The following is a 24,013-nucleotide window of genomic DNA, read 5'->3' on the forward strand; positions in this document are numbered from 1 at the left end:
GCGGCCGGCCCTGGAGAGGGCCGTGGACGGCGATGTCGATGACGGCCGGCGCGAGTACGCGCCCGAGACGGAAAGGTCGGGCGTCGTCAGTGGGCCGGACAGATCGCGCTGCGCACGCGGCCGTAATCGACGTGGCGGCGAGCCACGAAGCGGCGGACGACAGCGGCGGTCATGTGCCTCATGCTGCCACACCACGCCCCGCACGACCACAGCTCCGCACTGTGATCCCACATCACGGGCCACCCCCACCACCCACCCCCACCCCGCCCTCTCTCCCGCCCCGCCCCGCCCCGCCCCGGTGATGAAGGAGTTAACGTCCCCAACCCGCCATCCGAGCCCCGCAATCTCCTTGGTCAACACCCCCACCTCCCTCCCCGGCCCGCCGCCGACGCGTTGATCATGAGGTTGGCGGGGACAAAAGGGACAGTGAGCGCGGTCAACCTCATGATCGACGGGGTGGAGGTGGGTGGAATCGGTGGAGAGGGGTGGGTGGAGGGGCTTGGGCGTGTGAGGCTGCGGGGGTGAGGAGGTTCGCGCCCGGCCGGCCGGGGCCGGTGGTGGTGTGGGTGGTGCCCGGGCTGCTCACGCTCGTGGTGACGCTGGCCGGCATCGGGCACGCCCAGCCGTGGCGGGACGAGCTGGCCACCTGGAGCGCGGCGACCCGGCCGGTACCGGACCTGTTCCGGATGACCCGCACCATCGACGCCGCCACCGGGCCGTACTACCTGCTCACGCACGGCTGGACCGCGCTGGCCAGCACGTCGCCGACGGCACTGCGGCTGCCGTCGGCGCTGGCCATGACAGTGGCCGCCGCGCTCACCGCCCGCCTCGGCGCGGTGCTCGTCGGCCGCCGCGCCGGGCTGCTGGCCGGACTGCTGTTCGCGGTGCTGCCGGTCACCTCGCGGTACGGGCAGGAGGCCCGCCCGTACGCCCTCGCGACGCCGCTCGCCGTGCTGTCCACACTGCTGCTGGTCGAGGCGCTGCGCCGGCCGGGACGGTGGCGCTGGGCCGGGTACGCGGCAGCGGTCGCCGCGCTCGGCCTGTTCCACCTGCTGGCGCTCACGCTGCTCGCCGCGCACGCCCTGGTGGTGCTGCTGGTCGCCGCGCGCGGCCCGTCCGCCGCGGGCCTCGACTCGCCACGCCCGGCCGATGCTCGCACGGATTCTGACGGCACACGGCGGAAGCCGATGGTGCTCGCCTGGTGGCTGGTGGCGCTGCTGCCGGCCGTCCTGCTGGTCACCCCGCTGGCTCTCGTCGCCGGAGGACAGCGTGGACGGCAACTCGACTGGGTCGATCCGGCTCGCCTGCCCGACCTGGCGGCGTTGCCCGGCGCGCTGGCGCAGAGCGGCGTCGTCGGCGGGTTCGTGCTCGCGCTCGCGGCGCTCGGCTCGGCCAGGATGGGCCGCCGGGCGCTGCTGCCGGCCGCCGCCGTGCTGTTGCCGGTGCTGCTGGTCTTCGCCGTCGGGACGGTGGTGCCGCTGTGGGTGACCCGGTATCTGGTGTTCACGGTGCCGTTCGCCTGCGTGCTGGCCGGCACCGCGCTGGCCGCCGCTCGGGCCGCTCCCGCACCGACGGCGACGCCGGGGACGGCGACGCCCGCCGAAACAGAACACACGGCGACGCCCGCCGAGACGGAACGCGCGGCAACGCCCACGGAAACGGAGCGCGCGGCGACACCCATGGAAACGGAACGCACGGCGACACCCACGGCAGCAGAGCGGGGACGGACGCCGCCCGGAGGGCGGATCGCGGCCGGACTGGCAGTGGTGGTCCTGGCCGGGCTGCTCGGGCTGCCGGATCAGGCGGCCCTGCGCCGCACCCACGAGTGGCCGCGCAGCGCACCTGTCGACTACGCGGGCGCCGCCGGGGTCATCCGCGCCGAGCAGCGGCCGGGCGACGCGATCGTCTACGCGTCCCGCGACGGCTGGCTGTTCCCGGATCTGGGCATGGCGTACCACCTGGGGCCGAGGTTGCCGCGCGACGTGCTCGTGGTCCGCGACCAGCGCCGGGACGCGAGTCTCTGGGCCGTGGAGTGCGACGACCCGGCGCGCTGCCTGGCCGGGACGGACCGGGTCTGGCTGGTGGTCACCGGCCGGCGCGCGGACCCGCTGGCGGCGGTGCCGGGTGCGAAGGGCGACGAGCTGCGCGCGGGCTACACCGTGCGGCAGGTGTGGCAGCGCCCGGGAATCACGGTGGCCCTGCTCGTCCGGTGAGACGGTCGGTGGTGCCGCGGGCCAGCGGTACGACGATTGCCGCCTCGGTGCCGCCGTCGGCGCCGTTGCGCAACGTGATGGTGCCGCGCAGCTCGCCGGTGACGAGCGCCCGGACGATCTGGAGGCCCAGGTTGCCGCCGCGTTCGGCGTCGAACTGCTCGGGCAGTCCCCGGCCGTTGTCGGTGACAGTGACGTGCAGTTGCTTGCGGGCCCGGTGCGCGGAGACCACCACCTCGGGCCGGGGCGCGGAGACCACCACCTCGGGCCGGGGCGGGGAGACCACGGCCTCGGGCCGGGGCGCGGAGACCACGGCCTCGGGCCGGGCCGCGTCCGCGGGCGACGGGGCACCGGCCTCCTCGTCGGCCGGCGGGAAGCCGTGCTCGACGGCGTTGAGCAGCAACTCGTTGAGCACCATCACCAGCGAGGTGGCGATCTCGGCGGGCAGGACGCCGAAGGTGCCGCGACGGCGCATGCCGACGCTCACCTCGGTGGCGGCGACCTCGGTGGCGGCGCTCGCGACCCGGTCCACGATGCCGTCGAACTCGACCGCCTCGTCGCTGGACATGGAGAGCGTCTCGTGCACCAGCGCGATCGAGGCGACCCGGCGTACCGATTCTTCGAGCGCCACCCGCGCCTCGGGCATGGCGACCCGCCGGGCCTGGAGGCGCAGCAGCGCGGCGACGGTCTGGAGGTTGTTCTTCACCCGGTGGTGGATCTCCCGGATGGTGGCGTCCTTGGTGATCAGGGCGCGGTCGCGGCGGCGTACCTCGGTGATGTCGCGGACCAGCACCAGCGCGCCGATCGGCACTCCGGCGGGCATCAGCGGCAGCGCGCGGGTGAGCATGGTGGCGCCGCGGGCGTCGATCTCCCGGCGGGGTGGCGCCTCACCGCGCAGCGCGGCGAGTACGGCGTTGCCCGCGTCGGTGCCTTCCAGGGGGTCGCCCGCGAGCCGGCGGTGCAGCTTGGCCAGGTCCTCCCCGACGAGGTGGGAGGCGTAGCCGAGGCGGCGGTACGCGGACTGCGCGTTCGGGCTCGCGTAGGTGACCTTGCCGTTGGCGTCGAGCCGCACCAGGCCGTCGCCGACCCGGGGCGCCGAGGTGGTCTCGCCCGGGTGCCGGGGCGGCGGGAACGTGCCGTCGGCGATCATCTGGGCGAGGTCGTCGGCGGTGGTGAGGTAGTTCAGTTCGAGCTGGCTGGGCGTGCGGGCGGTGGACAGGTTGGTGTCCCGGCCCACCACGGCGATCACCTCGCCGGCTTCACCGTCGCCGGTGCGCAGCCGGACCGGGATCGCCTCGTGGCGGGCCGGGACGTCGCCGTACCAGACCGGGTCGCCCTCGCGCCAGATCCGTCCCTGCCGGTGGGCCACCTCCAGGTGGGCCACCTCGGCCCCGCCGACGATGCGCCCGACCTGGTCGTCCAGGTAGGCGGTCGGCGCGGTGGTGGGACGGACCTGGGCCACGCAGAGGAACGTGCCGTCACCGTCCACCGGCACCCAGAGCAGCAGGTCGGCGAAGGAGAGGTCGGACAGCAGCTGCCAGTCGCCGGCGATCCGGTGCAGGTGGTCGATGTCGGCCGGACGGAGCGCGGTGTGCTCCTCGGCGAGATCACGGAGGGTGGACACGCCACACAGCGTGCCACGCCGGACGTCACATCGTCGCCGTGACCTTCTTCAAGCCGCGCGGCGCGTCCGGGTCCTCGCCCCGGGCCAGCGCCAGGGACAGCGCGAGCCGTTGCAGCGGCAGGATGTCGAGCAGCGGCGCGTACCGCTCGTCGACCTCGGGCACGGCCATCCGGGTCTCGCCGACGTCGGCGGAGCCGACCACCACCACGTCGGCGCGGCGCTCGCCGAGCCGGGGCAGCACCTCGCGCATCGACGTGCCGCCGGGGCCGGAGCCGACCACGGCGAGCACCGGGACGTCCGGGTCGGTCATGGCGAGCGGGCCGTGCAGCAGGTCGGCGCCGGAGAAGGCGAGCGCCGGGAGGTACGAGGTCTCCATCAGCTTCAGCGCCGCCTCCCGGGCGGTCGGGTACGCGTAGCCCCGGCCGGTGGTGACGAGCTGGGCGGCGAACCGGTAGCGCGGGGCGAGCCGGGCCGGGGTGTCGTCGGCGAGCGTCTGCGCGGCCAGCCCGGGCAGGCGGCTCAGGGCGGCGCGTTCCTCGGCGGGCAGCACGCCGTCGCCGGCGCGTACGCCCTCGATCAGCATGAGCAGCGCGAGCAGCTCGGCGGTGTACGTCTTGGTGGCGGCGACCGCGCGTTCGTGGCCGGCGGCGATGTCCACGCTCAGCTCGGCGGTCTCCACCAGCGGCGAGCCGGGGTTGTTGGTGACGGCGAGGGTGAGCGCGCCGGAGGCGCGGGCGACCCGCAGCACCTCGGCGAGGTCGGGCGAGCCGCCGCTCTGGCTGACGCCGACGACGAGCGCGTCGGAGAGGTCGGGCCGGGCACCGAAGACGGTGATCGCGCTCGGTGAGGCCAGTCCGGCGGGCAGTCCGAGGCGGATCTCGGTCAGGTAGGCCGCGTAGAGCGCGGCGTGGTCGGAGGTGCCCCGGGCGGTGAAGACCACGTGCCGGGGGCGGCGTTCGGCGACGACGGCCGCCACCTCGGCGATGGCTGCCGCGTGTTCGGTGGAGAGCAGACGCTCGTAACCGGCCGGCTGCTCGTCGATGTCGGCGGCCATACCGGCCCCTGCTCGCGTCACTCCAGAACCTCCTTCTGCGCGTTTCCCGCGCGTTCGATGCTCAGTCTTGCACGTTTTGACAGGATCAATCAACGCAACGAGCACTAGTGCGCAGTGGATCACTAAATCGGCGGAAGATCCCCTAGGCTTGCCCGGCTGACCGACCCGACCCGCGAGAGGACGACGTGCCCGACGACGACGCCGCGCTCTCGGCGGAGGAGGAACTCGCGCTGGCCCGGCTGGCGCTGGACGAGGGCGACCTGCGGCACGCCGCCGACCACGTGGCCGCCGCGCTGGTCCGCTCCCCCACGCTGCCCGAGGCGCACGAGACGCTCGCCCGGCTGAACGCGGCCAGCGGCGGCGACCTCGACCTCTTCCCGCTCGGTCAGCAGGCGTTCGTCGGCGCCGTGGTGGCCCGCGCGCACCTGCTCGCCGCCGCCGGCCGCCCCGCCGAAGGGCTCGACCTGCTCGCCGCCGCCACCGGCTACGCGCCCGCCGCCCCGTGGGCCGCCGTGCCCTGGGTTACCGCCGCCGACCTGCCGGAACGCCTCGATCCCGAGCGCACCGCCCGGATCCTCATGCAGGTCTGCGCGGCGGCGCCCGACCCCGCGCCGCGCCGGCTGCGCGAGCCGCTGGAGCCGTACCTCACGCTGGCCCGCAACGCGATCACCGTCCATCCGGCCCATCCGCTGCTGCTCGGCGCGGCGTCCGCGCTGGCCCGGCGCCTCGGCGAGGTCACCCTCGCCGTCACCTGGGCCACCCGGGGGGTACGCGCACAGCCCACCAAACTCGGCGAGGTGTGGCTCGGGTACGCGTACCGCAGCGCCGGCCGGACCGGCGAGGCGCTCGCCGCACTGGAACGCGCTGTCGCGCTCGACCCGGACGACCTCGCTGTCTACGCGGACATCGCCGGCACGCTGGCCGACCACGGCCGGCTCGACGCGGCACTGGGCTGGGTCGACCGGGCGCTGGCGAAGGATCCGTCCTTCGACTGCGCGGTGCACACCGCGCACCGGCTGCGCTACCTGCGCGACGGGAACGTGGACCACCTGGTGGCGCTCGCCGACTTCGTCCGCGACCACCCGGACGACACGCACGAGCACGGTGACCTGGCCGAGTGCTGCCGGGGCCGCCCCTGGCTCGGGCAGGTGACCCCGGCCGGCGACGACGCCCCGGCCCCTGACGGTCCCGCTCCCTCGGCCGAGGCGGTACGGCGGCTCCAGCAGCTCGCGCACCCGGCCTGGCCGCACCCACCCGCCGCGTACGACGCCGCCGTCGGGCTGGCCACGCTGGACCTCGCCGACCTGCTCGCCCTGCTGGCACACCCGCCGGAGGCGCCGGCGACCGCGCTGGGCCGGGTGCTCGGCGGGCAGGACCCGGCACTGTGGACGCGCTGCGCGCAGGTCTGGGCCTGCCTCGGCCTGCTGCACCACCGCACCGACGAGCAGTGGGAGCGGTCCACCCGCCGCCGGGTGCTGCGGGAACTGGCCGCCGGCGATCTCGGCCCGGCCGCCGAGGCGGCACTGTTCGCCCTGGTCACCGCCGCCTGGATGCACCCGGACACGCGCACCGACGTGGCCGCGCTGGTGGCCGGTCGGATCGCCGAGGTGGCGGCCGGGTCCGCCCGGCGTAGCCCGGTGGCGGTGTCGCTGGCGTACCTGGCGCGAGCCACCCCGGCACTCGACCCGGCGGCACGCGCCACTGCCGACGGGCTGATCGCCGACGCCGAGGGCGGACCGCTGCGGCGTCTCTGGCGACGCCTCGCCGCCCTGTTCCGCCGCGGCTGACCACGCGCGGAGCGGCAGACGCGGCCCCGCGTACCCCTGGAGGGGCGGCGGGGCCGCGACCGTGCGTCAGGCGACGGGGGCCCGGCCGAGCGCGGCCTCGGCCTCGTCCTCAGGTGTGGCGCCGGCCGGCGGCACGTCGTTCGTCGCGCGCAGCGGCACCTCCTTGATGAACCAGGCGAGCACGGGTACGGCCACTGTGAACAGGACCGCCCAGAAGAAGACGTGCGAGATGGCGTCGGACAGGCCGCCGAGCACCGCTTCGCGCACCGGGCCGGTGAGCTTCCTGAGCGCCTCCAGATTCATCGCGCCGCCCTCGCCGCCGCCCGAGCCCGAGAACGCGGGACCGGCCGCCGAGTCGGCAAGGCGGTTGGCGAAGATCGCACCGAAGAGGGAGACGCCGAACGAGCCGCCGATGGACCGGAAGAAGGTGGCCGCACCGCTGGCCGCGCCGAGGTCCTTCTGTTCCACGCTGTTCTGCGCGATGAGCATCGAGGTCTGCATGAGGAAGCCCATGCCGACACCGAGCACGATCATGTAGAGCGAGGACTGCGCCTTGCTCGTGTCCACGTCCAGCAGGCTGAGCAGGCCCATCCCGGCGGCCATCACCACACCGCCGACGATCGGGAAGAGGCGGTAACGGCCGGTCTTGGTGATGGTCCGGCCGACCACGAGCGACACCACGAGCATGCCGAACATCAGCGGGAGCAGCAGCAGGCCGCTGTTCGTGGCCGAGGCCCCCTGGACGGTCTGCTGGTAGAGCGGCAGGAAGTTCATCGCGCCGAACATGGCGAAGCCGAGCAGGAAACCGATCACCGAGATCAGCGCGAAGTTGCGGTTGGCGAACAGGCTCAGCGGCAGGATCGGCTCCGGCACACGTCGCTCGACCAGCGCGAACGCGCCGAGCGCGAGCAGCGCCAGCACGGCGAGGCCGAGGATCTGCGGCGAGACCCAGTCGTACTCGTTGCCGCCCCACGTGGTCACCAGCACGATGGCGGTGATGCCGACGGACAGCAGCGCCGCGCCCAGCCAGTCGATCTTGTGTTCGGTGCGGTACTTCGGCAGGTGCATGGTGGTGGCGAGGACCAGCAGCGCCACGCCGCCCAGCGGCAGGTTGACGTAGAACGCCCAGCGCCAGGAGAGGTTGTCGGTGATGAAGCCGCCGACGAGCGGGCCGGCGACCATGGCGATGGCCATGATGCCGGCGATCATGCCCTGGTAGCGGCCACGCTCGCGGGGCGGGACCAGGTCACCGATGATGGCCATGACGCCGACCATCAGGCCGCCCGCGCCGAGGCCCTGCACGGCACGGAACGCGATCAGCTCGGTCATGCCGGTCTCCGTGCCGCCGAAGACGCCGGAGCCGGACATGCCGCAGAGGGCGGAGCCGACCAGGAACACGACGACCGCGGTGAGGAAGACCGTCTTGCGGCCGTAGAGGTCGCCGAGCTTGCCCCAGATCGGTGTGGAGACCGTGGTGCCCAGCACGTACGCGGTGACCACCCAGGTGAAGTGGTCAGCGCCGCCGAACTCGAAGACGATCCGCGGCAGCGCGGTGCTGACGATCATGTTGTCGAGCATCGCGAGCATCATCGCGATCATCAGGCCGAACAGGACGATACGGACGTTGGGTCTCGTGGTCACCTGGGCTGGTTGACTCATCGGTAGGCTCCCCCGAAGATCGGATGATCGACTTACTTGCCGCCCGGCTAGTTGACTTACTAGCCGGACGGTAAGCTGATGGCGGGCGCACGTCAAGCGGATTGGAAGGATGTCGGCTGGTGAGGGAGACCACAGGGGGCACACGGCAGCGGATCCAGGCCGTCGCCTTGGAACTCTTCACCGAGCAGGGCTACGAGAAGACGTCCCTGCGGGAGATCGCCGAGCGGCTCGGCGTGACGAAGGCGGCGCTCTACTACCACTTCAAGAGCAAGGACGAGATCGTCACCAGCCTGGTCGACGACCGGCTGCGCCGGATGGACGAGCTGATCGCCTGGGCCGCCGACCAACCACCCACGCTGGCCACCCGGCGCGCCCTGATCGGCAGGTACGCCGACAGCATGTTCGCCGGCGACCTGCCCCAGGTGATGCGCTTCTTCGAGCAGAACCAGACGGTGCTCAAGAGCCTTGTCGCGGGCCAGCAGATGCGGGACCGGATAATGCGCCTGGCGCACGAGCTGTGCCGGGGCGACGACTCCCCCGCCGCCCAGCTCCGCGCCGCGCTCACGCTGTTCGCGGTGCACAGCAGTTGGTTCGCGGTACGCGCGCCCGGCATCACCGACGATGAGCGCAAGCGGATCGCGCTCCAGGTCGCCGACGAGCTGCTCGCCAAGATCGGCGAGACCGGCGCGGAAGGCGACGCCTGAGCCGCGCTCAGCGGGCCGCGGTCAGGTCCAGCCGCAGGCCGCGCAGCTCGATGCCGGGCATCGGCATCCAGTCCTTCTCCGGGTACCTGACGAAACCCAGCCGCTCGTAGAGGCGGTGCGCGCTCGCCGCCATCCCGGCGCGTACGCAGATCACCAACGCCGTGCAGCCCAACTCCGTCGCGCGCGCCACGCACGCGGACGCGAGCGCCGCGCCCGCGCCCCGGCCCTGTGCGACCGGATCCACCGCGAGCATCCGGAACTCGGCCTCGCCCGGTTCGGCGAGGTCGGCGTACGGGCTGCCGGGCAGCACGAACGTCACCGCGCCGAGTACGTGGCCGGTGGCGTCGTCGACGGCCACCAGAACCTCGCCACTCTCGGCGCGGGTGGCCACGTCGGCGAGCACCGGCGCGTACCCGCTCTCGTCCTTGAGCTGGCCGTCCGCCTCGTACGCGGCCACCGTCAGCCGGGCCACTGCCGGCAGGTCCGCCGGGTCGGCGCGGCGCACCCGCAGGCCGGTCAACCGATCTCCGCGATCAGGTCGCCGTCCTGCACCACGTCACCCTCGTTGACCGCGAGCCTCCGCACCACGCCGTCGGACTCGGCGACGACCGGGATCTCCATCTTCATCGACTCCAGGATGACGAGGGTGTCGCCCTCGGACACCGTGTCGCCGGCCGACACGACGACCTTCCAGACGTTGGCCACCATCTCGGCGCGGATCTCCTCGGCCATTTTGTGGCCCTCCCTCTCCGACAGCTCCCCGACAATCCTGCGAACGGTATCCAATCATGACGCCGGTCACGCCGGGCCGCGCACCACCGGGCGCGCGATCCGCCCCACCGCGTCCCGGCGGGCGGCCACCGCACTAGCATCGTGCGGGTCGGCCACCGGCGAGCCCGGGGGCCACACACCGCGACCTCCGCCGCGCCCAGCCGCGGACGGAACCGTGACCAGCACAAGGAGGCAGAGCATGGCGAAGAAGGCCCGGAAGAAGAAGGCCCGTAAGAAGAGCAGCGCCAACCACGGCAAGCGCCCCAACTCCTGATCATCGGATCAGCGCGGCAGAAGCCGGAAACGCGGAACGGCCCGGGTCCGATCACGGACCCGGGCCGTTCGTGGCTTGTCAGTCGGCCAGTTCGCGGGACTCGGTGGTCTCGAAGACCACCAGCTCGGTCAGCCGCAGGCGCAGCCGCTCCCGCAGCTTCTCCGGCGCCGCCTCGTTGCCGCAGCACCGGGCCACGAGCGCCTTGACCTCCTGCTCGATGCCGTACTCGCGCAGGCACGGCCCGCACTCGTCCAGGTGGTGCCGGATCAGCACCCGGCGCTCCTCGGCGCACTCCAGGTCGAGGTAGAGGTAGACCTCGGCGAGGACCTCGCGGCAGTCCGTCTCGTGCGGTTGTCCACAGCTCACGGTCACACCTCCCGGCCGGCGGCGGCGGTCGAACCCTTCTTCGACGAGGCGGCGCTGAAACCCCGCTCCGCCGCGTACTGCTCCAGCAGCTTCCGCAGATTACGTCGGCCACGGTGCAGACGGGACATCACGGTGCCGATCGGCGTACCCATGATGTCGGCGACCTCCTTGTACGAGAAGCCCTCGACGTCGGTCAGGTAGACGGCCATGCGGAACTCCTCCGGCAGCTGCTGGAGGGCCTCCTTGACGTCGCTGTCCGGCAGCCGGTCGAGCGCCTCCGTCTCGGCCGAACGCAGGCCGCTGGACGTGTGCGACTCGGCCTCGGCGAGCTGCCAGTCGGTGATCTCCTCGGTCGGCGCCTGGATGGGCTGGCGCTGCCGCTTGCGGTAGGTGTTGATGTAGGTGTTGGTCAGGATCCGGTAGAGCCAGGCCTTCAGGTTCGTGCCCTGCTCGAACTGGTGGAAGGCGGCGTACGCCTTCAGGTACGTCTCCTGAACCAGGTCCTCCGCGTCCGCCGGATTGCGGGTCATCCGCAGCCCGGCAGCGTAGAGCTGATCGACGAAGGGCATCGCGTCCCGCTCGAAGCGGGCCCTGCGCTCGTCCGTCTTCTCGGTGGTCAACCGCACATCCCCTCGCGTCGGATGCTTTCCCGCCGAGGATACGCGTACCCACTTACCGGCAGATTCACTTCCGGAGTGTGTGCCGGTGCTCACGACCGACGCCGCCGCGGGCCACTCCGGCGCGTCGAGCAGCCGCCGGAGCTGGCGCTCGTCCCGTTCGTCCCGTTCCCGGCTCCGTGTCTCGATCGGCACCGGTCACCCCCCTCGCCTGGCTCTGTCGTCGTCCAAGGGAGGTAACGCGAGGTGCGGGGTGCGGCATTCCTCCACCCCACCCGATCCTGGTCCCGGCCTCGGCCGCGACCGAGGCTGGGACCAGGAAGGGCCTGGGAGGGTGGCCCCGGCGCGCCCGAACCGGGCGGCCGGCACCAACCGGTGCAACGACCCGCCGCGTCGGACGGTCACGGCACGCGCCGCCGGTCAGGACGACCACCCGTGTACGCGCAGCCAGTCCCGCACCACGGCGGCCGTGCCGGACGGATCTCCGCGCAGGTCGTGGCGCTCTCCCGGCCGGACCACCACCTCGATGCCGGGGCCCGGCTCGGGTACGCCGAACGGGTCCCGGTCGCCGTTCACGACGAGCGTGGGCAGCCCGGTGCGCAGTTCCCCGGCCCGGGAACGCTCCGGTCGCCCCGGCGGGTGCAGCGGGAAGGCCAGCGCCACGACTCCGGCCGCCCCGACGGCGGCGGCGGTACGGCAAGCCACCCGGGCACCACTGGACCGGCCCCCGACCACCCAGTGGCGCACCAGTGGGGCGCGACGGCGCAGCTCGGCCAGGACCGCCGTCCACGCCTCGTCGAGGTGCCCGGCGGGGGCGGGCGCGCGGCGTCCGGCCACCCGGTACGGCTGGGTCACCAGGGCCACCCCCGCCCCGGCGGCGAGCGCCGCGTCGCGTACCGCGGTGAGGTCCGGCGCGTCCACGTCACCGCCGGCGCCGTGCCCGAGCACCAGCACCGTCGCGCCGCCGGTAGGCGGATCGAACCGCAGCCGGGCGGGGCCTCTCGGGGTGTCGATCTCGTCGTCGTGCCGCACCGGCTCATTCTGCGCGGGCCGGGCGGCCCACCGGCGGCCGGGCGCGGAAACGCCGACGTCGCCCGTGGCCCACTGCGGCGGGCCACGGGCGACGTCGGGATCAGCTCAGCGGAACCAGCGTGAGCAGACGGTCGCGCACCGGCGGGCCGGCGTCGTCGAGCGCGTCCGGATCCGGCTGCACCTCGCTGCGCCAGGCCACCAGCATGGCCCGCCGCTCACGCGGCGTGGTGCCGCCCCAGACGCCGTGGCAGTCGCCCACCTCCAGCGCCCAGGCCAGGCAGGAGCCCTGGACGTCGCAGGTGCGGCAGAGCGCCACGGCGGCGTCGGCCGGCTCGTTCGGCGCCGGGAAGAACGTCTCCGGATCGACGTTCTGACAGGTGCCCCTGGTGCGCCAGGCGTCGTCCTGGCGTCGTTCGTCAAGCGCCCGCAGCAGTCGCGGATCGCGCCGCGCGGCGGCTACCTCGTGCGGACGGGGCATGCGTGCCCGTGTCAATACACCCACCTCCCCCGTGGGAACCGGCGAAGATCTCTAAAAGATCGATGGATGTCATCCGCCCCGTGCGAACAGACGCCCATCACCGGCGCTGTGTTCTATCGCATTCGCATGCGTAAGGACAAGGGTCTTCGATGAAAGTGACTGAACGTCTGGGCGACTTTCCCACCCAACCCCGACAGAAAGGGCCGCGTGAATGTGGCAGAGCGTGATCAGAACAGGGTCGCTCCGGCGGCCGTCCCGGTGCCCGCCGGAACCACCGGCACGATCAGTTCCGGGCCGTCGTTGCGGACGTCGCCCACGGCCCGGGACACGGGCCTGATCTCCAGGCCGGCGAGCAGGCCGGCATGCGGCGGCGCGAGCAGCTCAGCCGGCTCCTCGGCCGGGCCCAGCCAGGCCGCCCAGCGCTCCGGCGGCAGCAGCAGCGGCATCCGGTCGTGCACCTCGGCCAGCTCGCCGACCGCGGCGGTGGTGAGCACGCTGAACGTGAGCCGGGCCGCCCCGGCCGGCTCCCACACCGACCAGATGCCGGCGAGGGCCAGGACCGAGCCGTCCCGCGGGGTCATGAAGTAGGGCTGGCGTCCGCCGTCGGCGAGGCGCACCCACTCGTACCACCCGTCGGCGGGGACCAGGCAGCGGCGGCGGGCGAAGGACGGCGCGTACGCCCGGCTGGTGGCGACCGTCTCGGCCCGTGCGTTGATCATGCGGGCGGCCCCGGCGGCGCTGCGCGACCACTGCGGGAGCAGGCCCCAGCGGCCGAGGGAGAGCAGGCGGTGCCCCTCCGGGGCGAGCCGGACCAGCGGCACCGGATCGGTCGGCGCCACGTTGAAGTCCGGCGTCACCCCGCCGGTCTCGTCGGCAGACTCGAAGATCGCGCTCAGATCGGCGGCGCTCCGGGTCGTGGCGTACCTCCCGCACATGGCGCCCACGCTAGCCGCATTCGGACGTCCCGGCTGTCCCGCCCAACGGGAGCGGGGGCGACGAACGGTGCCACCGGGCCGGGAGCTTGGCAGAATGTAACGGTGAGCAATCCGACCGCGACGCGTCCGCCGCAGCAGTGGACCGCGCCGACCGCGAGCGACCCGGTCGCCGCGACGCTGCGCCTGCCCGGCTCCAAGTCCATGACCGCCCGGGCCCTGGTGCTCGCCGCGCTCGCCGGCGGGCCGTCGACACTCGCCCTGCCACTGCGCGCCCGGGACACCGAGCTGATGGCCGGCGGGCTGCGCGCGCTCGGCGCCCACGTGTCGATCTCGGACGACGACCGCTGGCTGGTCCGCCCCAACCCGCTGGCCGGACCGGCACACGTCGAGGTCGGCCTGGCCGGCACGGTGATGCGCTTCCTGCCCCCGGTGGCCGGGCTGGCCGCCGGCCGGGTCACGTTCGACGGCGACCCGCACGCCCGAACCCGCCCGCTCGGGCCGCTGATCGGCGCGCTGCGGGCGCTCGGCGTCCGCATCGACGCACCGCCGACGGGCAGCCTGCCGCTCGCCGTGCTCGGCGCCGGCCGGGTGGCCGGCGGCGAGGTGGTCATCGACGCCTCCGCGTCCAGCCAGCTCGTCTCCGGGCTGCTGCTGGCCGCGCCCCGGTTCGACAGGGGCGTGGTGGTCCGGCACGAGGGTCCCCCGGTCCCGTCCGCGCCGCACGTGCGGATGACGGTGCAGATGCTGCGCGCCGCCGGCGCCGCGGTGGACGACACCACGCCGGACGTCTGGACGGTCGAGCCGGGCACGCTGTCCGGGCGTGGCTGGGAGATCGAGCCCGACCTGTCCGGCGCCGCGCCGTTCTTCGCCGCCGCGCTGGTCACCGGCGGCGAGGTGACGCTGCAGGGCTGGCCGCGCAGCAGCCTCCAGCCGGTCGAGCGGCTGCGGGAGCTGCTGCACCGGATGGGCGGCGAGGTGACGCTCGGCACCGACGGCCTGACCGTGCGGGGCACCGGCACGGTACGCGGGCTCGACGCCGACCTCTCCGACGTCGGCGAGCTGACCCCGGTGCTGACCGCGCTCACGCTGCTGGCCGACGGCCCGTCCCGGCTCACCGGCATCGGCCACATCCGCGGCCACGAGTCCGACCGGGTGACCGCGCTGGCGAAGGAGTTCACCGCGCTCGGCGCGGACATCACCGAGACCCACGACGGGCTGGAGATCCGGCCCCGGCCGCTGCGCGGCGGGACGTTCCAGACGTACGCCGACCACCGGATGGCGCACGCGGCGGCGGTGGCCGGGCTCGCCGTCCCCGGCATCGAGGTCGACGACGTGGCGTGCACCTCGAAGACCATGCCGGAGTTCCCGGCACTATGGTCGGGGATGGTGACCGGCAAGAACTGACAGCGGGGGGACGTCCTGGCGACGAAGCGGCGCGAGTACGACGAGGACGACGTACGGGTCCGACCGGGCCGGTCGTCGCGCCCGCGTACGCGCACCCGGCCCCGGCACGCCGACGCCGTCGAGGGCTTCGTCATCGCCGTCGACCGGGGCCGCTACACGTGCGTGCTGTCCGGTGCCGGGCCGGACGCGCCGCTCGTGACCGCCATGCGCGCCCGCGAGCTGGGCCGCAAGTCGGTGGTGGTGGGCGACCGGGTCGGGCTGGTCGGGGACACCTCCGGGGCACCCGGCGCGCTGGCCCGCATCGTGCGCATCGCCGAACGGACCTCGGTGCTGCGGCGTACCGCCGACGACGACGAGACCACCGCCGAGGGGCGGCTGGAACGGGTGGTGGTGGCGAACGCCGACCAGCTGGTGATCGTCAGCGCGCTCGCCGACCCGCCGCCGCGCACCGGGTTCATCGACCGCTGCCTGGTGGCCGCGTACGACGCCGACATCGAGCCGCTGCTCTGCCTCACCAAGGCCGACCTGGGCGGCCCGGAGGCGGTGCTCGGCTACTACACCGAGCTGGAGCTGCCGTACGTGCTGATCCGCCCGGACTCCGACCTGACCGCGCTGCGGGCGCTGCTCACCGGCCGGGTCTCGGTCATGGTCGGGCACTCCGGGGTGGGCAAGTCGACGCTCGTCAACCGCCTCGTCCCGGACGCCGAACGGGCGGTCGGCACGGTCAGCGCGATCGGCCGGGGCCGCCACACGTCGACCAGCGCGGTGGCGCTGCGCCTGCCCGCCGAGCGCGGCGCCGACGGCGACACCGGCTGGATCGTCGACACCCCTGGGGTACGCAGCTTCGGGCTGGCCCACGTGTCCGCCGAGAGCCTGCTGCACGGCTTCCCCGACCTGGTCGAGGCGACAGTGGACTGCCCGGCCAACTGCCCGCACACCGCCGACGAGGCGGACTGCGCGCTCGACGCCTGGGTGGCCGCCGGCAAGGCGGACGCGCGCCGGCTCGCCTCGTACCGCCGGTTGCTGGCCTCGCGCAGCGGCGAGGGCGACCCGCGCGAACCGGAGCGCAACCCCGGCGACCCGCTCGCCGGGTCCTGATCGGCGGACCGGCGGCGACCCGCCGTCGCGGGCCGGGCCGCCGCCACTAGCGTGTCGGACATGACCGGGTACGCCGACGATCTCGCCCTCGCCCACCTGCTCGCCGACGCGGCGGATGCCGTCTCCTCGGCCCGGTTCCGCGCACTCGACCTGCGCGTGGAGTCCAAGCCGGACCTGACCCCGGTCTCCGACGCGGACACCGCCGTCGAGCGGGAGATCCGCGCGCTGCTGGCCGCCCACCGTCCCGCCGACGGCCTGCTCGGCGAGGAGTACGGCGAGCAGCCGCCGGCCGGACCGGACGGGCGGCGCTGGGTGGTCGACCCGATCGACGGCACGAAGAACTTCGTCCGGGGCGTACCGGTCTGGGCCACGCTCATCGCGCTGCTGGAACACGACCGGCCGGTGCTCGGCCTGGTCTCCGCCCCGGCGCTGGGCCGCCGCTGGTGGGGCGCGCTCGGCGCGGGCGCGTTCGCGGGCACCGGCCCGGCCGACGGCACGCCGATCCGGGTCTCCGGCGTCACCGCGCTCGGCGACGCGAGCTTCTGCTACTCGTCGCTGACCGGTTGGGAACAGGCCGGCCGGCTGGACGCGGTGCTCCAACTCATGCGCGACACCTGGCGCAGCCGCGCGTACGGCGACTTCTACGGTTACATGCTGCTGGCCGAGGGCGCACTGGACGTGATGGTGGAGCCGGAACTGTCGCTCTGGGACATCGCCGCGCTGGTGCCGATCGTCACCGAGGCCGGCGGAAGGATCACCGACCTGGCCGGGCGGCCCGCGCCGGCCGGCACCGACTCGGCCGACATCAGCGCCGTGGCCAGCAACGGCGCGTTGCACGACGACATCCTGGCCCGGCTCGGCCGTCCAGCCGAGCGCTGACCCGGGGGGAGCCTCTATCCTCGCCAGGTGGTTTCCTCTGGTTGGTGCTTCCTGGCGGCGATGATCATCGCGTACGGCTTCGCCAACCTCCTTCAGTCGGTCGCCGCCGCGCGGACCACTGTGCACCACACGTTCGACCCGGGGCTGCTGCTGCGCCTCGCCGGGCACCGGACGTACCTGATCGGCCTGGCCTGCCAGGTGGTCGGCTTCGTGCTGGCCTTCCTGGCCCGCCGGGACCTGCCGTTGTTCCTGGTCCAGGCCAGCGTGGCGGCCGGGCTCGGGGTGACCGCCGTACTCGGCGTGCTGGTGCTCAAGTGGCGGCTGCCGGCCGCCGAGGTGGTCCTGCTGGTGCTGTTGTTCGCCGGCATCACCGCGCTCGTGCTGTCGGCCCAGCCGGCGCCGTCACGGCAGCTCGGCACCGCCGGGCTGGTCGGCCTGGCGGTGGCCGTGGTGGCGATCGCCGGCTCGGGCTTCTTCGCCGCCCGGCTGCACGGCGCGCTCGGGTCCGTGGTGCTCGGCTCGCTCGCCGGGATGGCGTTCTCCGCCGCGGCGGTGGCGGCCCGCCCGCTCGCCTCGGCCGGATCGGCGGAGGCGTTCTTCCGCGACCCGCTGCTCTACCTGCTCGTCGTCCACTCGGTGATCGGTCAGCTCCTGCTCGGGCTGGCCATGCAACGCGGGTCGACCACGGCGGCGGTCGCCGCGATGGACGCGGCCGGCGCGGTGCCCGCGGCGGTCGTCGGGCTGCTGCTGCTCAACGACAAGATCTGGCCCGGCCGGGAGTGGCTGGCCGGGCTCGGCTTCCTGGTGACGCTCGCGGCGGTGGTCGGCCTGACCCGGTACGCCGAACCGCAGCACCACCACGCCAGCGCCCGCCAGAAGGCGATCGTGGGCGCCGGGATGGTGCCGGTTCAGGCCGCCTCGACCGGTCCCCGTTCCGAGACAGCCACCTCGACCGGCGCGGCCACCTCGACCGGCGCGGTCACCTCGACCGGCGTCGGCTCGATCGGGGTGGCCGGACGGCGACGCCCGATCACCCGCTCGTAGAGGCGCTCCAGCGCGGCGGCGGTCCGTTCCCAGGTGTAGCTGCACCGGACCCGGTCCACGGCGGCGTGCCCGTACGCGAACCGCCCGGCGTTGTCCGACAGCAGCCGGCGCAGCGTCACCCCGAGCGTGCGGACGTCACCCGGCGGCACCAGTTTGCCGGTCACCTCGTCCACCACCGCGTCGGCGATGCCGCCCATGGCGTAGCCGACCACCGGCACGCCGCAGGCCATCGCCTCCAGCGACACCCGCCCGGCCGACGCGTAGTGCGGCGTGCAGGCCACCACGTCGGCGGAGCGGTACCAGGTGGCCATCTGGTCGTGCGGCACCGCGCCGACCAGCTTCACCTGCTCCGCCACGCCCGCGCGTTCGGCCAGCTCGCGCAGGCGGCGCGCTTCGGCGTGCCCGTCCAGCCGCTCGGGCGGCGGGCCACCGGCGATCACCAGTTCGGCGTCACCGACCAGCCGCATCGCCCGGATCAGGTCGTCCTGGCCGTGCCCGGGCGCGAGCCCGGCGACGGAGAGGATCCGGGGCCGCCGGTCGCGGGGCGCCGCCTCGCCGTCCGGGTGGAAGCGGCCGGTGTCCACGCCGGTCGGCACCATCGCCACCGACGTGCGTTGCAGGCCCATCCGGGTCAGCTCGTCGACCTCGTCGTTGCACTGGGCCACCGCCACGTCCACGGCCCGGGTCAGCGCCCGCTCCAGTGGGATGCGCTCCCCCGGCCCGGTGTAGTCACGGCCGAGGTGGCGCAACTGCTCCACGCCGAGCGAGTGGAAGGTCTGCACCACCGGGATGTCGGTGGCGCGTACCGCGTGGGCGGCGGCCAGCCCGCCGATCCAGTAGTGCCCGTGCACCACGTCGGGGGTCCAGTCACCGGCCCACTGCCCGGCCAGCCAGCGGCCGTACTCGGCGACGAAGGGGACCAGTTCGGCGGTGGAGAGCGTGTCGGGCGGGCCGACCGGGACACGTTCCACCCGGTAGCCGTCGAGTTCGGTCAGGGCGGGCTGGGCGGACGCGGCACGGCGCTCGTAGACGCGGACGTCATGGCCCCGGGCGGCGAGTTCCGCCGCCACGCGCGCAATGTGCTCCTGCGTCCCGACGGCGGGACCGTCGGTGGACGAGCCGGCGTGCGCGCATACAAGGCCGACGCGCATGGTGCACCTCCATGCGTTCTCGCGAGCGGGGTCTCCGGTCAGAGCGTCCCATTAACCCAGGTCCGGTGCGCCCAAACCTGACAGATCGGGGGGTCACCCGGCCACCGCGTCCCGCCGACGGGACAGCCGACCGAACCCGATCACGGGCGAAATCGGTCGGCATGACGGCCCGGGCCGGGGGTACCGACGAGGAATGCCGCTCACCCGCAGTCTCTCCGACGCCACTGTCGTCGTCACCGGTGCCTCCAGCGGGATCGGCGCGTCCACCGCGTACGCGCTGGCCCGCCGGGGCGCCGACGTGGTGCTGGCCGCCCGGACCGAGTCCGCGCTGCGCCGGGTCGCCCTGCTCTGCCGGGAACTGGGCGGGCGGGCCCTGGTCGTGCCCACCGACGTGACCGACCCGGAGGCGGTCCAGCGGCTGGCCGAGCGGGCCGTGGCCGAGTTCGGCCGGATCGACGCCTGGATCAACAACGCCGCCGTGGGAACCGTGGGGCTGTTCGACGAGATCCCGGTGGCCGAGTTCCGCCGGGTGGTGGACGTGAACCTGCTCGGCGCCGTGTACGGGACGCGGGCCGCGCTGCCCTGGCTGGAGGCGGCCGGCGGCGGGGTGCTCGTCAACAACGCCTCGGTGCTGGCCGAGGTGGCGATGCCGTACCAGTCGGCGTACAACGCGACGAAGCACGCGATCCGCGGGCTGGCCGACACCGTACGGCAGGAGTTGCGGGTGACCGGCCGGGGGAACATCTCAGTCTGCACGGTGCTGCCCGCCACCATCGACACGCCGTTCTTCCGGCACGCGGCCAACCACTCCGGCCGGGAGCTGACCGCGCCGCCGCCGGTGTACCCGCCGGACATGGTCGCCGAGACGATCGTCAAGCTGCTGCGCCGGCCCCGGCGGGAGGCGTACGCGGGCGGCGCGGCCCGGCTGATCGGGCTCCAGTGGCGGCTCGCCCCGGCGGTGGCCGAGCGGGTGCTGGGCTGGTACACCGCGCGCACCCAGTTCGGCCCCGGCCTTCGCGCCGGCTCCACCGGCGCCGTGTTCACGCCGGACTCGGACGCGGAGCGGACCGACGGGTGGTCCGGCCGACGCGGTCAGGTGCTGCGGTTGACAGCGGCCGTCGGGCTGGCCGCCGGCACCGCCGTCGGCACGGTGGCGGCGCTCAGCCGCCGGTCGCGGTCCGGTCGGCCGTGAGTCCCGTCGACCGGACCGGTGCGCGGGCGCGGGCCGACGTGCACAATGGGGCGATCATGCCGACGGATGCGCGTTGCCTGGTGGAGACCGACGACTCCTCCCCGACGGTCCGGCTGACCGGAGTGCTCGACCGGTCCGAGGTGGAGACCGTGCGGGACGCGTTGCTCGCCCGGCTGTGGCGGCGACCCGGGGTGCTGCTGGTGGACCTGTCCGGAGTGCGGATTCCCGATCCGGGCGCACGCGACGCGCTGGACGAGGTCTGCCGGGCGGTCGCCGACTGGCCCGCCGCCGAGCTGCTGCTCGATCCGGCCGCGCCGCCGCCGGACGCGCCGCCCGAGCCGCTCGACGCCGACCTGCCCCCTGTGGTCGAGGCCGCCCGCGAGGCGCGGGTGCTGGTGACCGCCGGGTGCGCCAGGTGGGGGCTGCCGGAGCTGGCGGAGCCGGCCTGCATCGCGGTCACCGAGATGGTCAACAACGTGGTGGCGCACGCCGTCACGCCGATGACGCTGCGGCTGGCCCCGCGCGGCGGCGCGCTGCACCTGGCCGTCCGGGACCACTCGACCGGGCGGCCCGCGTACCGGGGGCCGGCGCCGGCGGACTCGGTGGGTGGGCGGGGGCTGCTGCTGATCGACACGGTGGCCCGGCGCTGGGGCAGCACCGCGCTGCCCGACGGCAAGGTGGTGTGGTGCGTGCTGTACGCCGAGGACGAGGCGATGTTCCGCAACTGAGGCACCTTTTCGCCCCGTTACTCCCGATCCACCCGGCCGGTCGCGGTTAGTGCGGGGAGCGCAGTGGGTAGATGCCGAGCATGCGCGACGACGAGTACCCCACCCCCGTGTCCGATCCCGAGGCGGCGGGCCTGCCCGACACCGCCGACGACGACTCCACCGCGAACGACGACGTGCTGACCGGGCGCGAGGCGGACGGCCCCGAGCCGGCCCAGCTCCCCGGTGACCGCACGCCGGTCGCCGTGGACCAGTTCGGCACCACGGCGGAGGAGCAGCTCGACGGCGAGTCGCTGGACTACAAGCTCCAGCGCGAGCGGTACGAGCGCCCCGCGGACGATCCGCTCGCCGGCCCGGTCGACCCGGACATCGCCGCCGAGGCGGACAGCGAGGAGGCCGCCGCGCAGGCCCAGCTCGACGCCGACGTGATCGACCCGGGCCCGGTCTCGGACCCGAACTCCCCGGTCTCCGTGTACGACCACGGGCAGCTCGGCACCGTCGCCGACCACCAGGTGGGCCGGCTGGTCGAGCCGGACGAGGGCGCGCACACCGACCAGGAGACCGACAACGTCGCCTACGACGCCGGGGCGGCCGGCGGCGGGGCCAGCGCGGAGGAGCTGGCGGTGCACGAGACCCGGCCGCCGGAGGCGCGCTGACCGCTCAGCCGTCCAGGCCCCGCTCGATGGCGTACCGGGTCAGCTCGACCCGGTTGTGCAACTGGAGCTTGCCCAGCGTGTTCTGCACATGGTTCTGCACGGTCCGGTGGGACAGGCCCAGCCGGTCGGCGATCTGCTTGTAGGACAGCCCCTTGGCCACCAGGCGCAGCACCTCGGTCTCCCGTTCGGTGAGCCGGGGTGCGTCGTCGTCCGGGTCGGGCGGCGCGGCGGCCAGCCGCCGGTACTCCCCCAGCACCAGCCCGGCCAGGCCGGGCGTGAACACCGGCTCACCGGCAGCCGTGCGGCGCACCGCGTCCAGGAACTCCGCCGGGGCGGCCGACTTGACCAGGTAGCCGGTGGCGCCGGCCTTCACCGCGTCGAGCACGCCCTGCGGCTCCCCGCTGGCCGAGAGCATGAGCACCCGCACGTCGGGCAGCGCGGCGCGCAGGCCCCGGATCACCTCGACGCCGGAGATGTCCGGCAACTGGAGGTCGAGCACGACCAGGTCGGGGCGGGCCGCCGCGGCCACCCGTACCGCCTGCCGACCCTCACCGCTTGTCGCCACCACCTGATGGCCCGCCTCGGTGAGGTCGCGGGCCACGCCCTCACGCCACATCGGGTGGTCGTCGACCACCATCACCCGGACGCTCATCCTCGGCTCCTCGGCACGACCAGCTCGATCTCGGTGCCGGCGCCGGGCGCGGAGGCGATCCGCACCTCCCCGCCCAGGTCCGCCACCCGGCCCCGGATGGACTGCGCCACCCCGAGTCGCCCCTGCGCGGCGGCCTCCGCCAGCCGCCCCTGCGGGATGCCCGGTCCCTCGTCGCGTACCGAGACGGTCACCGTCTCCTCCTCGTCCTCTATCAGCACCCAGGCCCGCCCGCCGGCGTACCGGGCCACGTTGTCGAGCGCCGCGCCGACCGCCGCGGCCAGCTCACCGGCGGTACGCGCCGGCAGCGGCACGGGTGTGGCGGGCGCGGCCACCCCGACCGTGGCCGAGGCGTACCTGTCGATCAGGTCACGCAGGTCCTGCTCGGCCCCGGCCGGGTCCGGCGCCGCCCCCGCCCGGCCGATCAGCGCCCGCAGCGCCTCCTCCTGTTCGCCGGCCAGCCGCGCCAGCTCGGCCGCCTCGCCGTCCAGCTCCGCGCCGCGTCGACGGACCAGCGCCAGCACCTGGAGCACCGAGTCGTGGATGTCGCGGGCCAGCCGTTCCCGTTCCCGGGTGGCCGCCTCCAGCTCCACCGCCCGCTGCAACCGCTCCTCCGCCTCCACCGCCAGCCGCGCCACGTGCCCGACCACCACACCGGCCAGCAGCATCAGGATCGCACCGGTCAGCGCGGACGGGCTGATCCGGTCCCGGGTGGCGAGGTCGGCGCCACCGAGCACGATCGCGGCCACCGCGCCGCCACGCCGCCCGCAGGCGACCGCCCAGGCGAGCACCGGCCCGGCCAGCCAGGCGGCGGTCAGCATCGGCACCCCGGCGACCAGCGCCGCGCTCCCGATCACCCACGGGGTGACCAGGATGAGCGCCAGCACCACGCCGAGGTCGGTCAGCAGCAGCGGCCAGCGCCGCCCGGCCGGACGGCCGTAGCCGGCCGCCGTCACGCCGCTCCAGGCCAGCATCGCCAGCAGGACACCGCCCGCGGCGACCGGGTGCGCGTAGCGGCCCGCGTCGCGCAGCACGACAAGTCCGACGTACGCGAGCGCGGCGAAGCGGAACACCGCTATCGATCGCCAGAACGGGCCCTCGAGGCCGGAGGACGACGGCATGTGCGCCACCCTGTCACAGCCCGTCCAGGGCACCCCGGCCGGTGCGGCCCGAGAAACCCTGACGTACGGTGGAAATGCCGCGAAAGTCGTCGAGAACCATCGTCGGGACGGGGTCATGACAGACGCAGAACTCCCCGCACCGCGTACGGTTGTGCCCATCGAACCTTCCCTGCTTCTCGCCACGGCCTTCGACCAGGCGCAGGTGACCGGGCTGCGGCACTCGGTCACCGCACACGCGCACGGCGCGGGCCTGTCCGGCCAACGGCTGGACGACTTCGTGCTGGCGGTCAACGAACTGATCACCAACGCGGTCCGGCACGGCGGCGGGCAGGGCTGGCTGCGGCTCTGGCAGCGCGGCGACGACCTGGTCTGCGAGGTCGCCGACCACGGGCCCGGGATCAGCGAACGGCGACTGCGCGACCGGGACCGGCCCGCGCCGGACACCGCCGGCGGCTGGGGTCTCTGGCTGGCCCGGGAGCTGAGCGACTCGATGGAGGTGGACAGCGGCGACGCCGGCACCGTCGTCCGGATCACCGCCGCGCTCACCACCCGGCAGCCCGTCACCGGCCCGTTGGAGGGCTGA

The 24,013-nt window shown here is 74.3% G+C and carries 24 protein-coding genes and 1 pseudogene; 12 read left to right on the top strand and 13 right to left on the bottom strand.

The features are described 5' to 3' along the window. The first annotated feature begins 554 nt into the window (after positions 1-554). Positions 555-2,213 (top strand): glycosyltransferase family 39 protein, encoded by a 1,659-nt coding sequence (locus ACGFIA_RS22340; protein ID WP_393261886.1) that lies wholly within the window; start codon positions 555-557, stop codon positions 2,211-2,213. Here the strand turns inward: ACGFIA_RS22340 and ACGFIA_RS22345 are convergent. Next, complete coding sequence (locus ACGFIA_RS22345) at positions 2,188-3,834, bottom strand: histidine kinase N-terminal domain-containing protein (protein ID WP_393261800.1); 1,647 nt, start codon at positions 3,832-3,834, stop codon at positions 2,188-2,190. The two genes, ACGFIA_RS22340 and ACGFIA_RS22345, sit on opposite strands and share 26 nt — an antisense overlap. A 25-nt stretch (positions 3,835-3,859) precedes the next feature. Continuing rightward, positions 3,860-4,888 (bottom strand): SIS domain-containing protein, encoded by a 1,029-nt coding sequence (locus tag ACGFIA_RS22350; RefSeq protein ID WP_357383921.1) that lies wholly within the window; start codon positions 4,886-4,888, stop codon positions 3,860-3,862. A 185-nt stretch (positions 4,889-5,073) separates the two neighbouring features. Here ACGFIA_RS22350 and ACGFIA_RS22355 point away from each other — a divergent pair, with 185 nt between their 5' ends. After that, positions 5,074-6,675 carry a tetratricopeptide repeat protein gene (locus ACGFIA_RS22355; RefSeq protein ID WP_393261803.1) on the top strand — a complete coding sequence of 534 codons (1,602 nt, stop codon included), beginning with the start codon at positions 5,074-5,076 and terminating at the stop codon, positions 6,673-6,675. Between the two features lie 66 nt (positions 6,676-6,741). Here ACGFIA_RS22355 and ACGFIA_RS22360 read toward each other — a convergent pair whose 3' ends face one another. Beyond that, positions 6,742-8,334, bottom strand: coding sequence for an MDR family MFS transporter (locus tag ACGFIA_RS22360; RefSeq protein ID WP_357472347.1), 1,593 nt, complete (start codon positions 8,332-8,334; stop codon positions 6,742-6,744). Between the two features lie 119 nt (positions 8,335-8,453). Here ACGFIA_RS22360 and ACGFIA_RS22365 point away from each other — a divergent pair, with 119 nt between their 5' ends. Further along, positions 8,454-9,038 (top strand): helix-turn-helix domain-containing protein, encoded by a 585-nt coding sequence (locus ACGFIA_RS22365; protein ID WP_357383711.1) that lies wholly within the window; start codon positions 8,454-8,456, stop codon positions 9,036-9,038. A 7-nt stretch (positions 9,039-9,045) separates the two neighbouring features. Here the strand turns inward: ACGFIA_RS22365 and ACGFIA_RS22370 are convergent, their stop codons facing one another. Together ACGFIA_RS22370 and ACGFIA_RS22375 are read right to left on the bottom strand one after the other, a co-directional pair. After that, the gene (locus ACGFIA_RS22370) at positions 9,046-9,558 is read right to left on the bottom strand and encodes a GNAT family N-acetyltransferase (RefSeq protein WP_357472350.1); all 513 of its coding nucleotides are present in this window, start codon (positions 9,556-9,558) and stop codon (positions 9,046-9,048) included. Further along, positions 9,555-9,770 (bottom strand): biotin/lipoyl-binding carrier protein, encoded by a 216-nt coding sequence (locus ACGFIA_RS22375; RefSeq protein ID WP_357383706.1) that lies wholly within the window; start codon positions 9,768-9,770, stop codon positions 9,555-9,557. The genes ACGFIA_RS22370 and ACGFIA_RS22375 overlap by 4 nt, the downstream gene beginning before the upstream one ends. 238 nt (positions 9,771-10,008) lie before the next feature. Between ACGFIA_RS22375 and ACGFIA_RS22380 the strand changes: the two genes are divergently transcribed. After that, positions 10,009-10,083 (top strand): 50S ribosomal protein bL37, encoded by a 75-nt coding sequence (locus ACGFIA_RS22380; protein ID WP_369752275.1) that lies wholly within the window; start codon positions 10,009-10,011, stop codon positions 10,081-10,083. A gap of 78 nt (positions 10,084-10,161) precedes the next feature. On the opposite strand, the gene rsrA is transcribed toward ACGFIA_RS22380, so the two are convergent. The 5 genes from rsrA to ACGFIA_RS22405 form a co-directional block, all read right to left on the bottom strand. Then, positions 10,162-10,449: a mycothiol system anti-sigma-R factor gene (gene rsrA, locus ACGFIA_RS22385; RefSeq protein WP_026267729.1), complete on the bottom strand. Its 288-nt coding sequence runs from the start codon at positions 10,447-10,449 to the stop codon at positions 10,162-10,164. A gap of 2 nt (positions 10,450-10,451) precedes the next feature. Beyond that, positions 10,452-11,261: a sigma-70 family RNA polymerase sigma factor gene (locus tag ACGFIA_RS22390; RefSeq protein ID WP_357383704.1), complete on the bottom strand. Its 810-nt coding sequence runs from the start codon at positions 11,259-11,261 to the stop codon at positions 10,452-10,454. A 225-nt stretch (positions 11,262-11,486) separates the two neighbouring features. Continuing rightward, positions 11,487-12,098 (bottom strand): alpha/beta family hydrolase, encoded by a 612-nt coding sequence (locus tag ACGFIA_RS22395; protein ID WP_357472353.1) that lies wholly within the window; start codon positions 12,096-12,098, stop codon positions 11,487-11,489. A gap of 100 nt (positions 12,099-12,198) precedes the next feature. Further along, positions 12,199-12,591, bottom strand: a complete 393-nt coding sequence (locus ACGFIA_RS22400; protein ID WP_354871564.1) for a WhiB family transcriptional regulator — start codon at positions 12,589-12,591, stop codon at positions 12,199-12,201. Between the two features lie 212 nt (positions 12,592-12,803). Further along, entirely contained in the window at positions 12,804-13,511 is a 708-nt protein-coding gene (locus ACGFIA_RS22405; protein WP_357472356.1) for an SOS response-associated peptidase, read from the bottom strand. A gap of 102 nt (positions 13,512-13,613) precedes the next feature. On the opposite strand from ACGFIA_RS22405, the gene aroA reads away from it, so the two are divergent. The 4 genes and pseudogenes from aroA to ACGFIA_RS22425 form a co-directional block, all read left to right on the top strand. Then, entirely contained in the window at positions 13,614-14,915 is a 1,302-nt protein-coding gene (aroA, locus tag ACGFIA_RS22410; RefSeq protein WP_357472359.1) for a 3-phosphoshikimate 1-carboxyvinyltransferase, read from the top strand. Positions 14,916-15,077: 162 nt separating this feature from the next. After that, the gene (gene rsgA / locus ACGFIA_RS22415; RefSeq protein WP_393261811.1) at positions 15,078-16,013 is read left to right on the top strand and encodes a ribosome small subunit-dependent GTPase A; all 936 of its coding nucleotides are present in this window, start codon (positions 15,078-15,080) and stop codon (positions 16,011-16,013) included. Between the two features lie 60 nt (positions 16,014-16,073). Further along, positions 16,074-16,892 carry a histidinol-phosphatase gene (hisN, locus tag ACGFIA_RS22420; RefSeq protein WP_357480340.1) on the top strand — a complete coding sequence of 273 codons (819 nt, stop codon included), beginning with the start codon at positions 16,074-16,076 and terminating at the stop codon, positions 16,890-16,892. Between the two features lie 60 nt (positions 16,893-16,952). Further along, a pseudogene (locus ACGFIA_RS22425) lies at positions 16,953-17,843 on the top strand (hypothetical protein); the annotation flags it as partial. Here ACGFIA_RS22425 and ACGFIA_RS22430 read toward each other — a convergent pair. After that, positions 17,801-19,087 carry a glycosyltransferase gene (locus tag ACGFIA_RS22430; RefSeq protein WP_357472368.1) on the bottom strand — a complete coding sequence of 429 codons (1,287 nt, stop codon included), beginning with the start codon at positions 19,085-19,087 and terminating at the stop codon, positions 17,801-17,803. The pseudogene ACGFIA_RS22425 and the gene ACGFIA_RS22430 overlap by 43 nt on opposite strands. 193 nt (positions 19,088-19,280) lie before the next feature. Between ACGFIA_RS22430 and ACGFIA_RS22435 the strand changes: the two genes are divergently transcribed. The 3 genes from ACGFIA_RS22435 (at position 19,281) to ACGFIA_RS22445 (ending at position 21,660) form a co-directional block, all read left to right on the top strand. Continuing rightward, positions 19,281-20,279 (top strand): SDR family oxidoreductase, encoded by a 999-nt coding sequence (locus ACGFIA_RS22435; protein ID WP_357383689.1) that lies wholly within the window; start codon positions 19,281-19,283, stop codon positions 20,277-20,279. A 56-nt stretch (positions 20,280-20,335) separates the two neighbouring features. Further along, complete coding sequence (locus ACGFIA_RS22440) at positions 20,336-21,007, top strand: ATP-binding protein (RefSeq protein ID WP_357480343.1); 672 nt, start codon at positions 20,336-20,338, stop codon at positions 21,005-21,007. An 80-nt stretch (positions 21,008-21,087) separates the two neighbouring features. Further along, a complete protein-coding gene (locus tag ACGFIA_RS22445; RefSeq protein ID WP_135241906.1) occupies positions 21,088-21,660 on the top strand; it encodes a DUF5709 domain-containing protein in 573 nt (190 codons plus the stop codon). A 4-nt stretch (positions 21,661-21,664) separates the two neighbouring features. On the opposite strand, the gene ACGFIA_RS22450 is transcribed toward ACGFIA_RS22445, so the two are convergent. Beyond that, the gene (locus ACGFIA_RS22450; RefSeq protein WP_357383684.1) at positions 21,665-22,312 is read right to left on the bottom strand and encodes a response regulator transcription factor; all 648 of its coding nucleotides are present in this window, start codon (positions 22,310-22,312) and stop codon (positions 21,665-21,667) included. Further along, a complete protein-coding gene (macS, locus tag ACGFIA_RS22455; RefSeq protein ID WP_357383682.1) occupies positions 22,309-23,430 on the bottom strand; it encodes a MacS family sensor histidine kinase in 1,122 nt (373 codons plus the stop codon). The genes ACGFIA_RS22450 and macS overlap by 4 nt, the downstream gene beginning before the upstream one ends. Before the next feature lie 115 nt (positions 23,431-23,545). On the opposite strand from macS, the gene ACGFIA_RS22460 reads away from it, so the two are divergent. Beyond that, positions 23,546-24,013 carry an ATP-binding protein gene (locus tag ACGFIA_RS22460; RefSeq protein ID WP_357383680.1) on the top strand — a complete coding sequence of 156 codons (468 nt, stop codon included), beginning with the start codon at positions 23,546-23,548 and terminating at the stop codon, positions 24,011-24,013.

The organism is Micromonospora sp. NPDC049203 (assembly GCF_043197215.1).
GTDB lineage: Bacteria > Actinomycetota > Actinomycetes > Mycobacteriales > Micromonosporaceae > Micromonospora.